Source organism: Coleofasciculus sp. F4-SAH-05 (assembly GCF_040222985.1).
GTDB lineage: Bacteria > Cyanobacteriota > Cyanobacteriia > Cyanobacteriales > Coleofasciculaceae > Coleofasciculus > Coleofasciculus chthonoplastes.
In genome coordinates this window covers 1-14,077 of record NZ_JAVKBY010000067.1, presented here as the reverse complement: position 1 = coordinate 14,077, position 14,077 = coordinate 1, and the positions used below count along the sequence as shown (strand labels likewise).

Genomic DNA, 14,077 nt, shown 5'->3' with positions numbered 1-14,077 from the left:
CAGTTTTTCGGATAGTCGGGATGGGTTTGACTATTATTGGTTATTTTCCGGCGCCAAGCAAATCCGCTAACATGGCAAACGAGTGACTCAAACCTATTGATGGCTAAGACTGTGAAACGAGTAGGGGTAATCGGTGGTGGACAACTGGCTTGGATGATGGGAGGTGCGGCTAAATCATTGGGTTTGGATTTGGTGATTCAAACACCCCAGCCTACTGATCCAGCCGTTAGTGTTGCCTCCGATACCATCTTTGCTCCGATTGATGACGCCGCCGCGACGGCAAAGTTAGCTGCCCATTGTGATGTGATCACATTTGAGAATGAATTTATTAATTTGGATGCGTTGTTCCTCTTGGCAAACCAAGGTGTCTGTTTTCGCCCCCGCCTAGACGCTTTAGCCCCCCTACTCGATAAATATCACCAACGTTGCTATTTACGTGACATTGGCTTACCCCAACCTGCTTTTAACTTACTAGAGACACCCCTCAACCCCGATACACTGACATTTCCCCTGGTTCTCAAAGCGCGACGCCACGGCTATGATGGTCAAGGCACGTTTATTTTTAAGGATAGAGAGAGTTTCCAGGAACTCTGGCAAAAACTCGCCGATACACCTCTACTCGTCGAGGAATTTATACCCTTTGAACGAGAATTAGCTGTCATCGCGGCTCGTTCTGTAAGCGGTGAGGTAGTGGTTTACCCGGTTGTCGAAACTCAGCAGGAAAATCAAGTGTGCCGTCGGGTGATTATTCCCGCTCCAATTAGCCCAGAGACAGAACAAAAGATTAACGCGATCGCACGTACCTTACTCAATAGTCTACAAGCCGTGGGTGTGTTTGGGATTGAACTCTTTCTCACCGCCAATAATCAGGTATATGTCAACGAAGTCTCCCCTCGTACCCACAATTCTGGACATTTTAGTCTAGATGCTTGTGAAACTTCGCAGTTTGAAATGCATTTACGGGCAGTTGCCGGATTATCCTTGACAAAACCAACACTTAAGTGTAAAGAAGCCGTCATGGTTAATCTATTGGGTTACGAATATTCCCAGAACGACTATCTCGAAAAACGGCAAAAACTTGCCAGTCAGCCGCAAACTTATGTGCATTGGTATGGGAAAAAGCAATCGCGCCCAGGGCGCAAACTCGGTCATGTCACCGTTCTCCTGGATTCTAACTCAGGGAAGAACCCCCAGGCGATCGCACAAACAATAGAAACCCTGTGGTACGGTTAAAGTCTTGATTGTTGATTGTGTAGGGGCGGGTTTTACCGATAATACTATCCAACACAACCGATAACGTGACTAAACCCGCCCCAGCCAAGGACAAATGACATAAACAAATGACAAATCATTCTAATTGGGAAATCCCCTTTAAAACAAAGTCACTTTGAGCTTGAGCCATAATCTGAATCATAGTTTTAAAATCAGCATTTCGTTGGCGATACTTGGTGATTAAATTCTCTGACTGAACTCTAACACCTAACGTTTCTAGATAATCTGCCTCAATGCGTTGAAGTTCCTGTTTATAGCGCTGCTTAAACGATTGCTCAATTTTTGCCTTATCCTGCTCTGGAAGAACGTTGAGGTGGATAACTACAGTACCTCGATGCTTCGTTTCAATCGCTTGAATAGAAACCGGAAAATTATCGTTTTCCTTCTCCAACTCTTGAAAAGCAACCAGAAAAGCCTGCCAATCAATCCCCTGGCGGAAAATCAACTCAACGGTTTCCCGCGTTTTTTGGAAAAGCTTTGTAAACTCACCCGGCTCAAATGTACCACTATGAGGACGGCGTTCTTGCAGTACATATCCTTTACTCTTAGGAGAATATCTGGATTTAAGATAAACATAGTCGCAGATAACTCCAGTTAAGTTGGTTGTACTATCAATATTCCAATCTTCTAAGCAAACTCCTGTAAATATGGCTCTCTCAAAGTTTGTACCTAAGGCTTGAGTTCTAATCAATCGGGCTTCAGATAAATCAGCGCCGCTTAAAAGAGCATTTCTAAAATCTGCGCCTGTAAAATCAGCTTTTCTCAAATTGGCATCGGTCAAGTCGGCTTCAAGCAAATCCGTGCCAAAGAGGTTCGCCCCTTGAATATTAGCCCCTCTCAGGTTAAACCCACTCAGATCCAATAAATTTAGGTTAGCACCCTCCAGCATGGGAGTAACATCAGGATGCTTCTCGCGCCAACTGTTCCAGTGGAATAACCCCAGTTTGACAAGATAGGAATGGGGTTCGCTGTACACCATCTGACCATAACCCCGAACATCATACATAATTTGCGATCGATGACACTCATCAGTTTAGCTTAGAGCGACAGCGCATGATTAGACATGAACAGCAGACTGTTTTATGGCGCACGCCATGCGCCCCTGCAGAAGGTGGCGATACGGGACAGTAGACATCTAGAAATAAATCGTTAAAATAGGGGTACAGGTTCCACTGGAACGTTGGTGACTGCCAATAGTGTTTTTTGATCTTTGTTTGTATGTAAAAGGGAATCGAGAGACCTTGTGGCAGTAGACCGGGCATGAACCCGGAAACTTAAAACGAGTGTCCACGATGCCCACCTGGTTTTCCAGGTCATAAGCTGAGGCAAGACGGCGTTCCGGTAAACCTGCAATAATTCGCAAAAATTTCCTCCTGTCTTAGGTGACTGGGGGATTTTGCGCTTTGGCTTAAGTTGACCGAGAACTAGGGATACAAGCCCTCTGGAGTTATCTAAATTAGGCTCAATACTTGGTAGTTTTCTACGGGTGTTTGGTTTAAGTATTGCCGCAAGGATAGATAATTGTAAGGTGTGTCGCGGAACTAAGAATCCCCGCACTTATAGGGCGGGGAGTGTCAAGCAATTGATCCAGAGTTACCGGAATTTGCGCGATCGCGGATTCATAGCGATCCAGAAAGTCTTGACGGCGGGTAATTTCATAGCCTCGGACAGCGGTTTCAGCTTGCAGGAGATTTGCGTATAAGCGTTCCGTTTCCAGACGCACCCGTTGGGTCTGTTGCAACCGAGTTTCGGCTTGGGCGGTTTGGAATTGCAACCAGCCAAACGTGGCGAGTGAGGTGACTAGACAGGTGACAGGAATTGCCAGGATCAACTGGCGTTTTTGTTGACGGGAAATCCTGATCTGGCGAGATAGTCGAGGTTGGGCGAGGTTGCTATCCATGCTAGGTGCTGCATCCGAAAGCTGATTCCACTCTTATCTAGCATAGAAGTTTTGATTGTGTAGGGGCGGGTTTCACGATTAACCGTTTTTGTTACCCAGATGCAACTAAACCCGCCCTGAGGAGGGGTTTGGTTACTGGGTTTCGATGCGGATCAGTTGTCCGTTGGCTTCATCGGTGAGAATGTACAATAGTCCATCCGGACTTTGGCGCACATCCCGCACCCGTTGACCGATATCGATGGATGTCTCATTTACGACATTGCCGGATTCATTGAGTTCAATATGGCGGACATCCCGTGAAACCAATCCCCCCGCAAATAAATCGCCTTGCCACTGGGGGACGCGATCGCTATCGTAGATAACCAGACCCGATGGTGCGATCGCCGGAGTCCAGACGAGTTTGGGCTCGACCATTCCTGGACGAGACTGCTGATCAGAAATGATTCCCCCAGAATATTCTCGGCTATGGGTGACGAGGGGCCAACCGTAGTTTTCACCCGCTTCCACCAGATTTAATTCATCGCCGCCTCTGGCACCATGTTCCGTAGACCAAATCCGATTGGTTTGGGAATCAAAGGTGAGTCCCTGGATATTGCGATGTCCGTAACTCCAGATGGCTGGATCAGCGTCTGGGGATTCGACGAACGGATTGTCATTGGGTATTGTACCATCGTCGTTGAGCCGGATAATTTTACCTAAATGACTGCGGCGATTCTGTGCCTGTTTACGGATCAAATCACCGTCGAGTTGAAGCGGTGGATTTCCCCCATCACCAATCGCGATTAACAGGGTATCGTCAGGTAACCAAACAATGCGGGAACCGAAGTGCTGTCCCCCCGATTTAAGCTGAGATACCTGGAAAATTACCTCTAAATCGCTGAGGGCGCTACCATCAAATTTGGCACGGGCAACTCGTGTATGATTAGCTTGGCGCGTGCCGTGGGAATAGGTAAGATAAACCCAAGAATTCTCAGAGAAGCGGGGATGAAGCGAGACATCCATTAACCCACCCTGCTTTACCGCAAAGACCTCTGGCACCCCAGCGATTGGTGTGGGATCGAGTACCCCATCGCGCACAATTCGCAGTTGTCCTGATCGCTCCGTAATCAGTATGGCACCATCGGGTAACCATGCCATACCCCAGGGATGATCTAACCCTTGGATGATGGTGGTTTTCTGGACACCTTGAGAAGTGGCGACTGGATCAGCCGACGCTGTTGCATCTGGCGATGAGGTGGAATCCTCCGATTCGGGTGGGGTTTTGGAAACGGTGGCGGTATCGGATGGAGGGGTAAATGCACAACTGGTGAGTGTCACGAGCGCGATCGTACTCCCAGTTCCTTGGATCAGGCGAGCGATGTTGAAGTTCATAATGATAGTCCGTCTGATGTGGTATTTCTGGCGTATTTCCCATAGGATGGCTATATCATTATCTAGAACAGTTTAACTTGAAAGTCTTTGAGTTATAGACCAATAACCAATAAAAAAGAGAGCCACTCAAAGGACTCTCCCAATTATCAGGGTGCATCTATCTATCACACTATATCATTTTTGGTATTAGGGGTGTCACCCCCCTTTCTAAAATTTTTTGAGGTTTAGGGAAGCTGGGGGAGCAATGTAGAGACGTGCCATGGCACGTCTGGAAGCTGGGGAAGCAAAGGACGAATGACAAAGGACGAATGACAAATATCCCCTTCCCCCCTAGAATTATACGAATCAGGAGTTCCCTAATTTTATAATCATCGAAGACCTATGACTCATCGCCCTATTATCCTCGGTATTGTCGGTGATAGCGCTGCTGGCAAAACCACGCTGACACGAGGCATTGCTCAAATCTTGGGTGAAGATGAAGTCACTGTCATCTGTACCGATGATTACCACCGCTATGATCGTCAGCAACGGGCGCAAAAAGCGATTTCAGCCCTCCATCCTGACTGTAACTATCTAGATATCATGCAGCAGCATCTGGGTTTGCTGCGAACGGGACAATCAATTCTCAAACCTATCTATAACCACGACACTGGCACCTTTGAACCTCCGGAGTATATTCAACCCCACCGATTTGTGATTGTTGAAGGATTACTCGGCTATTCTACTCGTTTGGCGCGTGAGTGCTTTGATGTCAAGGTATTTTTAGCACCACCAGAATCGCTGCGGAGTGAGTGGAAAGTTAAGCGAGATACCCGCAAGCGAGGGTATACGGATGAACAGGTACTCGAACAGTTGAGAAAACGGGAACCAGATTCGGAGGAATTTATCCGCCCCCAGCGTAAATGGTCAGATATTGTGGTTAGCTTCTATCCCCCTGACGAATTATCTGACGAACCAAGTGATTTAATGTTAAATGTGCGGTTAGTCCTGAGACCGACGATTCCCCATCCAGATTTTACTAGACTCCTGAGTCCCAGCAAATCCCATCTGAGTACAGCCATTCGCCTCGAATTAGACCGAGATATGGGTAAACCTGTCGATGTTCTGGAAATTGATGGTCATGCGACGGAGGAACAGGTACGGGAATTAGAGCGGATTTTATGTAGCGAAATTCCTTACTTGGGTAAATACTGCACATTAGAAGGTGATCCCAATATTGGTAAGGTGACGGGAACTACAGGGGAAACACTCCAGAGTTATCCCTTAGCGTTAACTCAATTGTTGATTACCTATCATATGCTGAAAGCGGCTCATATTTATCAATCCAGTGAACCCGCGTTAACCTGAAATTTCCCCCAGGCAAAAACTAAACTTTCCCAAGGGAGACTAAACTAAAGAGAAGTCGCGATCGCTTGCGTGCGCGAAGCGCGTATCGCTCTTTGTCCCCTCGATGGGGTAATGGTTTTGCGAGTCATTGGGGGTCTGGAATTTGGCTGAATGATCAAAGCGGCTGAATCCCTTATCGGATAAGGGTTTGCCCTGTTCCTGCTTTCATAAGCGTCTCGCAAAATCTGGAAGGCTTGCTGGATAAGGCTTTGAGAGAATGTTGGATTGTTGTTTTTTGGTGGATATGCTGTATAATTGGATGTCGGAGGCGGTTGACTCGCAAGTCGTGGTTAGACTGTCCTCTGGGAGCTGGTTCTGAGGATCGGCGTTCCAAAGACACTAAATCTCCAAAGGAGATGGAAATTCAACTTTTTGGTATTGATTATTCCCAAGGGGATTTTACCTGAAAGTTGTTCTGATACCAAGTTGCAGTCTAAGGTAGAATCTGTCATGCTGAGTGGAGTCCGGAGCGAAGCGGAGGAACGAAACGAAGCATCTGTCCAGATTCTTCGCTTCGCTCAGAATGACATGATAGAACGCAACTTGGTATGAGGGTCAATCCCTTGTCAGGTAAGCTTTTTTCTTCCCTATTCCCCATTCCCTATTCCCTATTCACGCTTCGCGTAGCGCTATACCTGTAGTCAAATACACTACAGCCCCATTGATTTAATCAAGGAGTAGACTGTTACTACCGCATCTTGACCGATGACAGACTTCTCATCAATTCTCCAAGACTTCGTTCCCGCCATTGTGCCGAAGCTGCGAACCGGGTTGCAATTCCATCGCACTCTCGCCAAAGGGGGAACTAAACCCGATGGTACGCCATTCATCAATCAGCGTACTGGGGAACCTTATCTGATTACCACCCAGCTAACCCATGTCTTAGTCGGGTTGACTGCCTTATCCCGACTTCTCACCTATCTACACCAGCGTCATCTCCTCTCACCACCCGTCACTGACTCCCAGTTTCGCCGGGTTTGTGCGCTATTTAGTTTACATGATTTGCACAAAGATGAGCAGATAGCGCGGGAAGTGAGTCGTGCTGATACCTCGATTCAACCCGCACAAATGCTGGAAATTGCCAATCGGGTGGGGTTAACCGATTGGTTGGGTGCCGATGATTTGAATGGCTATGAATATCGTGAAGCCATGGTGCATTTGTTTGAGTGATGCGACTCATGGCGATAGGAAGCATTGTCGGGGAGAGATTGATTATGAGCGACTGTATGAATTAGTCCGGTTGGCGGATACTATGGCATCGGTTCAAAGTCTGGAGGAAGGAACGAGAGGTTTAAAGAATCGCTTGAAAGACTTGGCGCGGCGGTTAAAACATCTCCAGTTTTATTACCACAAAATTACCGATTATCGCGGCTTGACAACAAATCTTTACCATCAGGCGATCGCACAAACCCTACAAACTCAATATAATCTCTATCCGCTCTTATTTTTTGCCAATGGAACCCTCTATTTGAGTGAAGGTGAACTTCAGGACTTTAATCGAGATGAGTTTATCAATTCCGTTGTTCAATCCTTTAACAATTCCTTGCAACAGTTAGGCGAAAAACCGGGAAATCAACCGGAGTATAATCGCAAAACCCAGCGATTTGAGAACTATGTTTTTACCTTTTGGACAGCCGCCCAGCTACTAGAGTTTCTTAAAGCTAATTCTCAGGAGAAAGTTAAACCGGGTTGGTTTCAGGAGTACCTGCAAAAACGGTTTAATTCCTACTTTAAAGACGCCTTTGGGGATCAAGAGAAATTTCAGGAACTCTTTCACCTTGATCCAACGCGCGATCGCGACCCGAATTTTGCTGAAAAATGGGCGGCGGTGAACCGTTATTTGGGCGGTGTTTTGAACCTATTGCGGGATGTTTATTTATCCCCGGATGAGAGTTGGGCAAAGGTGATTCCCTGGCTGTGTCAGCCGTTACACCTTTCTCCCTGTTTACAAACCAGTTTAACCGAATCTGCCTTTATTTTCAATCGGGCGGGAACACCGGAATTTAGCCAGATTATGGCATATCATTACCTAGAACAATTTAACCTGAATGGAGATTCAGTTTTAGTTACGCCCGTGGAGATAATTCTGGATACCCTCAACCAACAATTATCCCCTTCGATTATTACCCTAGATAGTCCCACCAAGCGGTTAAATTATGTGGAAGATGAATTAGCATTACAAGAGGATACACTTAAGTTTATTGAACAATCCTTAATTCTATCATGGTCTATAGACTCAGACAAGTTAATTGATGATCCCTTACCCATCGTCACCGCCAAGAAAAAGACAGGTTCACCTAAAGGGATTTGTAGCCTGTGCAATCGAGTTATTCCCAAAGGGATGAAAGCCGCGACGATTAAAAAAGATATTTTAGAGGATTCTCTCAAAGAATTTTCCAATCGCTTAACCCCCAAACGGAATGTCACCTCTAGACTCTGGTGTCCCCAATGTTATTTAGAATGGACAGTCAGGAAACTAGCGGGATTAGGGTATGCGCCAGGGGCGGATACTAATAAGTCAGAACGGCTGTATTTTTTCATTCTCCCCAATCCCTTATTAACGCCAGAACTATTAGACGTACTGGCGGATAAACATGGGAAACGGAATGCAGGCGATCGGATTATTAGTTTTGGTATATTTGATGATGAGGATGGCGATAATCTGGATTTAGATAGTGAGGATGACACCAATAATTCAGCCAAACTCCCCAGCAACTTTCTCCTAGTTACTTTAGAAGCCTCAGCTTATAAGAGTGGGGAATCGATTAAAGCCACCGAACTCTGGATGCGGGGACTTTTGACCGCCTTAGTGTTACAAGATTTATTCGGAATGCAAGAGAGTACCATTGCTCAACGGTTAACCGAAGTCAATCGAAATGAACTAGCGGGGGCGCGATTTTTTGCCGATTATCATCGCCATGAAACTCATAATGTTCCTGACGTATTCCGACAAGCCTGTTGTCTTTTACTAGAATCCTTTGAAACTGTGGAGGTAAATATAAAGAGAATGAGCCTAAAAAACTTAGCTGAAACCATTGCTAGTCAATCCCTGGACTTATTTTTACCAAAAACCCCAAACGATGGCAAAGGTAAGGCAAATCGTTATGAAACGATTTATCGAACCGCAATTGCTGAACTCAAAAAAGTCTCGCGTCAGCCGGACTTAGAAACGGAAGAACTGATTGGACATATTGCGGGAACCTTAATTAAACGATTAGAGCGACTCGATACCGGAATTTCCTTCCCCTTTGTATTTAAAGATGAGGACAAAAATAAACGGGCGCGTCAGTTTGCCCAAACCATTGTCGTGGACTTATTTGAACAACGGTGTCACCGCAGTTTTTCCCGTTTGAGTCGCTATGAAAATGACTTAGCGAATGGTGTATTTTTCTATGTGAGTGAGCAAATCTCGGCAAAGTGGGCGCAATGGAATCAACAGAAACAACAACGGAAGGTTAAATCAGATGTAGGGGCGACCCGCTGAATTCAATGAACAATGGAAACCATTCAATAAACTCGGGTCGCCCGGAAAATGGGGCAATCCTTAATAATGTTTCGACTGAACAAAATAAAGGATAGCAACCTATATAAATCAAGGGCGCAAGGATAGTGCCTCTACCACTCCGACATAAAATAAAATTATTCATTCGTGAGGACAATTACCCATGACTGTAACCAGCTTAGACAACTATTCCCGCTATTTTCATCAATCCATCCCCAACTTCCGCCAAAACAAATACATCCAGATATTAGTTCTGAGAGAAACCAAATCCTACGCCATCTTCACCACCGAAGGCGACGCCCTGGATACTGAACAATTACAAGCCGGTTATCTGGGTGAAAATGCTAAAACCACGGTTGACCGCGTGGTTATGTTTAAACGTAAACAAATTGCCCCAGAACGGCGTACTGGCAAAGCCCTATTACGACAATTTGGCTTAGTCGGGGATAGTGAAAAATCTAAACAGCCCAAACCCTGTTACTTAATGGAAGGAATGTGTGGCGAATGTCCCGATTGTGTCTTGTATGGATTTGCCGCCGTTCAAGGCGAAGGTTCACAAAAATCACGTCTACTTACTGATTCTGCCTTTACCTTAAGAGGGTATCCTCAACTCCAGAAACAGATTAAACTGAATGCGATTCAAGATAAAACCCAAGGCGGTGTTGCGGGTTCAGCCTTTGCGGAACGGGATACCTTAATTCCCCAGGTATTTCTCCCTTGTGTAGAAACCTTAGTTGATGTAACAACGGATGAATTGGTGTATGTTTTAGGCAATATTCTCCAGACAACCCGCTATGGGGCAGAAGCGAATCGGGAGGGGTATATTCGCAATCATATTCTGGGCATCAGTTTCGGGAATGTGGAAAAGTTATCTAATTTAGACTTAACCCAGCGACTCTATGATAAGTTAGCGCCTCAAGGACAGATTACCGATTCCCTAAATCTGTCTGATTTTATCACTTCCCAGGGAACAGAAGGGGCAATTCTGGATGTCTTTGCCGAGGTTTTGGCAGAGATACCTGGACATAGTGTTGCCATGTCAGGGGCGGAACTTAAGAGTTTGCTGAATCAGGTGTATTCGATTTATAATCAACTAGATTCTTGTCAAGAGTTTTTTACCCGTTTAGATACAGCGGCGAGAACATACTCAGGAGGGCGGAGTTAGGTGGAAGTTTATCGCTATCGCCTCCAATTTGAGGATTATCTCTTCTACGCGACAACGGAACGGGGTAAAGTCTTTGAGACGGGATGGTTTATCCATAATTATGCCTTAACTTATGCCTTAGGATTAGCGGTTTCCGAGTATCGCCACTCGTCGCAAAAACCCCTGTATCGGGAACAATTATCCCCCGTGAATCAAGCGGGACTTTATTTCACACCCGCCACGGTTTTACCCGTTACCCGATATCGGATTACCCAGTTTAATACGATGGGTGAAACCTTTTGTTTAGGGCGATAAAAGTCATCAGGTTATCCTACCTGGGGATATGCCAAACTCTTTCGCCCCCGGCGTCAGGGAGGAGTTATCGATAATCAGGGGAGGGCAATTTCCCAGGATAATGCGACAGGCTATTTAATTTGTCGGGATAGTTTAAGCCAGGGGGTGAACTATTTGCGGGATACCTATAAAAATGAGCAACTGAACCTCTTTCCCACCCAGTATCTGCGACTGGGGAAATTCACCGCCAAAGTCAAAATGAGCCTCACCTTAGCCCAATCCGTAACCATCGTACAGCAAGCGCGATCGCTCACTGGACTTTTGAACTGGGCGGATTTACCCAGCAAACCCCAACGCTTTGATTTAATCGCCTCCGCCTTACCCACACGACTAATAGAAGCGGCGCATTTTACCCCGGCTTGTGCATTAATCCAAGCCGAGTTTAGTCAGGAACCCACCCGCGTCTATTTACCAACCGATATGGCGTATTTAAGTGGGTGGACATAATTAACGTGAACAGTGGAGTTCGTCATTTGTCATTTGTCATTTGTCATTTGTCATTCGTCATTTGTCCTTTGTAAGGGTTTTATGCTAGAACTTAACCTCTCTCCTATCTATTACCGCACCGGATTAAACTCACCGGTTCCCTTTCCCGGATTACCCGCCAACGCCTCTGCTTACGCCCATCAACTACAAACCTACTGCGCCGTTACCCGCACCCGAAATTACGCCCAAGTTTCAACCTGGTGTCAAACCTGTGAACTCGCCCAAACCTGTCCCGTCGCCCAACTCGCACCCCTCCCCCAACATGGCACCCTTTGTATCACGAACTCCGCCGTAACTGGGGGTGGGAAAACCCTCGCCGCCTACGCTTATGGCGTACAACATTGTTTAACCGGAGATAAAGTTCTCGGTGTCTATCCCACCAATGAATTATTACATGACCAAAAACGGGCAATTTGTCAACTCTTCCAAACCATTCATAGACGCCCGCCGACAGAGGGAATTGATGGAGAACTCCTGGTAGTTGATGGCGAGTTTCTGCGTCAAGAAAAAGATGCGGGAGAACAGAACATCAAACTCATCGAATATATCCTCAAACGCGCCAAACTTGTCCTCACTAATCCCGATATCCTCTATCTCTTGTGCCATCATCTCTATGCCAGCAGTCGGGAACTCACCGGACGCACGATTACAGCCTTTTCAATTTTGATGCGGGATTTTCGCACGATTATTTTTGATTAATTTCATCTCTATAACAGCAAACAGCAAGCCGCTGTCCTCTGGCTGGTGGGATTATCCGCCCAGTTATTCTCCACCGTAGAAACCCCTCACCCCCATTCCTTTATTTTTTCCTCCGCTACTCCCCTAGATGAACCAGAATTCGCCGAAAAATTGGCAGCATTGAACGCCTTGGGAGTATCAACCGTCACGATTCACCAACCCGGTGAATCCCACGGACGTCCCGTCATGGAAGCCGTAAAACTCCGCCTAGAATCAGCCAATTTACGGGCGTGGCAAGGCGAAGAAAAAGCCATCGAATTTCTGCCAGAACTGCAACCCTTACTCCACCAAAATCCCCACCATCGCTGTCTCTATGTCATGGATGCAGTGGCAGCGGCGCGGCGATTAAAACAGGAGTTAACTCAGTTATTTAATCCGGATGACGTAGGCGAGGCACATGGCTTTGTACGCCCAGAGGAAAAGCGTCAAGCCTTACGAAAACGGCATACCACAGGAACCAGTGGAATAGAAGTCGGCATTGATTTTACCGATTATTTCAAAGACATCCTCCTGTTTGAAGTCCGCACCAGCGCCCAATTTTTACAACGGTTAGGGCGGATTGGGCGCAATGGGCGAGAGGGAGGAGAAAATATCGCGATCGCAATCATTCCCCCAGAGGTTTTAAACTGTTTACTGGAGTACCCTCAGCTTCCTCAACCCTTTAACCGTACCCACCTGCCCAGGTTAATTGAGTATGGGTTTCGCTATTTTAAGCCCGAAGGGTTTGTCGGGTATGGGGAACATCTCAACATCACTCTCACCCCTCCACCCCCAAATAAATCGCCACCATTTCCTGAGCAATCTCACCAAACTCCTTTACCAACCAACCCGGTTCAACAACTTCCACAAACGGAAGATATCCCAACAGACGCCGTTTAGCCCAAAAACAATTCGTCGTCTGGGCGCGAATCAACACAGCATCCGGATAGCGATCGCACGGATTCGGAATCGGCTCATCTTCCTGGTAAAATCGTTTAGAGTAGCCTTTAGCAATTCGCCATTATTAGGGGATGAGATGAAGAAGCGGTTGATTAAGGCTTACGAAGAACGCAAGTTAACCAAGTTCAAGCATCCGGTGTTTGAGATGAAGGTTGATTATCGCCGAGCGTTGATTTTACAGGCGCGGTTATTAGCGAAACATCTGATGGGTTAATTGGAGGCGTATTTACCTTTAAAGATTCGGTGATTTTATCCCTAGGGGGAAATGTACAGCCGTGTGGGTTTACCCCCCTTTGTGTAGAGACGTTGCATGCAACGTCTCTACAACCCTTTGCCTGTTCCCTAATGATTTTAATCATGCCAGAGGAAAATTTTTACGTCATCAGTTACGACATTTCCGAAAACAAGCGCCGCACCAAAATCCATAAGTGTTTAAAGTCTTATGGCGAATGGAAACAGTTTTCGGTGTTTGAATGTCGCTTAACGGCTACTCAATATCAAAAGCTGCGTCATCGCTTGGATAAATTGATTAAACCGAAAGAAGATAGTATTTTGTTTTACCGATTGGGACAATGTTGTCAGCGTCATGTTGAGCGGATTGGCTGTGCCGCACCCCGTCAGGATGATGTATTTTTGGTTTAAGGGTTAGCTTTTTGTCTTGGCGATTGAAATCGCAGCTAGACAAACAAAGTCCGCCTGCGCGGACTGCACTATTAGCACGAATATCACGCTCCTAAAGTCAGTGCGATTCTTATTAGCATTTGTTTCCTGGGCGACCCGAACCAATTGAGTGGAATGGTGTTGTTAATTTAGTAGGACTTACGCTTTCTTTACGGCACAGGCACTACCTGTAGGGGCACGGCAATGCCCATTGGTGTCAACTTAAGGGGAAATTTCCCCTTGAAATTACTCTCGGATTATCTCACCGCAAGACTTTCGCAGATTTTAAGCTAGTCTACCTACTGGAGTTAAGAGTAACAGCACT

Annotated in this window: 14 protein-coding genes, 1 other RNA gene and 1 pseudogene; 12 read left to right on the top strand and 4 right to left on the bottom strand. The window is 46.2% G+C overall.

Annotated elements, in window-relative coordinates:
* The first annotated feature begins 99 nt into the window (after positions 1 to 99).
* Positions 100 to 1,233 (top strand): 5-(carboxyamino)imidazole ribonucleotide synthase, encoded by a 1,134-nt coding sequence (locus tag RIG27_RS08505; protein ID WP_446344212.1) that lies wholly within the window; start codon positions 100 to 102, stop codon positions 1,231 to 1,233.
* 115 nt (positions 1,234 to 1,348) lie between these two features.
* On the opposite strand, the gene RIG27_RS08500 is transcribed toward RIG27_RS08505, so the two are convergent.
* Positions 1,349 to 2,278 carry a pentapeptide repeat-containing protein gene (locus tag RIG27_RS08500; protein WP_446344210.1) on the bottom strand — a complete coding sequence of 310 codons (930 nt, stop codon included), beginning with the start codon at positions 2,276 to 2,278 and terminating at the stop codon, positions 1,349 to 1,351.
* A gap of 160 nt (positions 2,279 to 2,438) precedes the next feature.
* Between RIG27_RS08500 and ssrS the strand changes: the two genes are divergently transcribed.
* Positions 2,439 to 2,621, top strand: a non-coding RNA gene (ssrS, locus tag RIG27_RS08495) — 6S RNA.
* 146 nt (positions 2,622 to 2,767) lie between these two features.
* Here the strand turns inward: ssrS and RIG27_RS08490 are convergent.
* Both RIG27_RS08490 and RIG27_RS08485 read right to left on the bottom strand, forming a co-directional pair.
* Positions 2,768 to 3,172: a CHASE3 domain-containing protein gene (locus RIG27_RS08490; RefSeq protein WP_446344209.1), complete on the bottom strand. Its 405-nt coding sequence runs from the start codon at positions 3,170 to 3,172 to the stop codon at positions 2,768 to 2,770.
* Between the two features lie 132 nt (positions 3,173 to 3,304).
* Positions 3,305 to 4,543: a PQQ-dependent sugar dehydrogenase gene (locus RIG27_RS08485; RefSeq protein WP_446344207.1), complete on the bottom strand. Its 1,239-nt coding sequence runs from the start codon at positions 4,541 to 4,543 to the stop codon at positions 3,305 to 3,307.
* Positions 4,544 to 4,924: 381 nt separating this feature from the next.
* On the opposite strand from RIG27_RS08485, the gene RIG27_RS08480 reads away from it, so the two are divergent.
* The 8 genes and pseudogenes from RIG27_RS08480 to RIG27_RS08445 form a co-directional block, all read left to right on the top strand.
* The gene (locus RIG27_RS08480) at positions 4,925 to 5,890 is read left to right on the top strand and encodes a phosphoribulokinase (RefSeq protein WP_446344205.1); all 966 of its coding nucleotides are present in this window, start codon (positions 4,925 to 4,927) and stop codon (positions 5,888 to 5,890) included.
* Positions 5,891 to 6,634: 744 nt separating this feature from the next.
* Positions 6,635 to 7,099: a hypothetical protein gene (locus tag RIG27_RS08475; RefSeq protein ID WP_446344203.1), complete on the top strand. Its 465-nt coding sequence runs from the start codon at positions 6,635 to 6,637 to the stop codon at positions 7,097 to 7,099.
* Positions 7,056 to 9,413, top strand: coding sequence for a type I-D CRISPR-associated protein Cas10d/Csc3 (gene cas10d / locus RIG27_RS08470; protein WP_446344201.1), 2,358 nt, complete (start codon positions 7,056 to 7,058; stop codon positions 9,411 to 9,413). Before RIG27_RS08475 ends, cas10d begins: the two co-directional genes overlap by 44 nt.
* A 181-nt stretch (positions 9,414 to 9,594) precedes the next feature.
* Entirely contained in the window at positions 9,595 to 10,596 is a 1,002-nt protein-coding gene (gene cas7d / locus RIG27_RS08465) for a type I-D CRISPR-associated protein Cas7/Csc2 (protein ID WP_446344199.1), read from the top strand.
* Positions 10,597 to 10,890 carry a type I-D CRISPR-associated protein Cas5/Csc1 gene (cas5d, locus tag RIG27_RS08460; RefSeq protein WP_446344197.1) on the top strand — a complete coding sequence of 98 codons (294 nt, stop codon included), beginning with the start codon at positions 10,597 to 10,599 and terminating at the stop codon, positions 10,888 to 10,890.
* Between the two features lie 153 nt (positions 10,891 to 11,043).
* Positions 11,044 to 11,376, top strand: coding sequence for a hypothetical protein (locus tag RIG27_RS08455; RefSeq protein ID WP_446344195.1), 333 nt, complete (start codon positions 11,044 to 11,046; stop codon positions 11,374 to 11,376).
* 12 nt (positions 11,377 to 11,388) lie between these two features.
* A complete protein-coding gene (locus RIG27_RS08450; RefSeq protein ID WP_446344193.1) occupies positions 11,389 to 12,114 on the top strand; it encodes a DEAD/DEAH box helicase in 726 nt (241 codons plus the stop codon).
* Between the two features lie 12 nt (positions 12,115 to 12,126).
* Positions 12,127 to 12,705 (top strand): annotated as a pseudogene (locus RIG27_RS08445) (hypothetical protein); the annotation flags it as partial.
* Positions 12,706 to 12,910: 205 nt separating this feature from the next.
* On the opposite strand, the gene RIG27_RS08440 reads toward RIG27_RS08445, so the two are convergent.
* Positions 12,911 to 13,069, bottom strand: a complete 159-nt coding sequence (locus tag RIG27_RS08440; protein WP_446344191.1) for a hypothetical protein — start codon at positions 13,067 to 13,069, stop codon at positions 12,911 to 12,913.
* 99 nt (positions 13,070 to 13,168) lie between these two features.
* Here RIG27_RS08440 and RIG27_RS08435 point away from each other — a divergent pair, with 99 nt between their 5' ends.
* Together RIG27_RS08435 and cas2 are read left to right on the top strand one after the other, a co-directional pair.
* Complete coding sequence (locus RIG27_RS08435) at positions 13,169 to 13,306, top strand: hypothetical protein (protein WP_446344189.1); 138 nt, start codon at positions 13,169 to 13,171, stop codon at positions 13,304 to 13,306.
* A gap of 143 nt (positions 13,307 to 13,449) precedes the next feature.
* Positions 13,450 to 13,734 (top strand): CRISPR-associated endonuclease Cas2, encoded by a 285-nt coding sequence (gene cas2 / locus RIG27_RS08430; protein ID WP_446344242.1) that lies wholly within the window; start codon positions 13,450 to 13,452, stop codon positions 13,732 to 13,734.
* Positions 13,735 to 14,077: the final 343 nt, after the last annotated feature.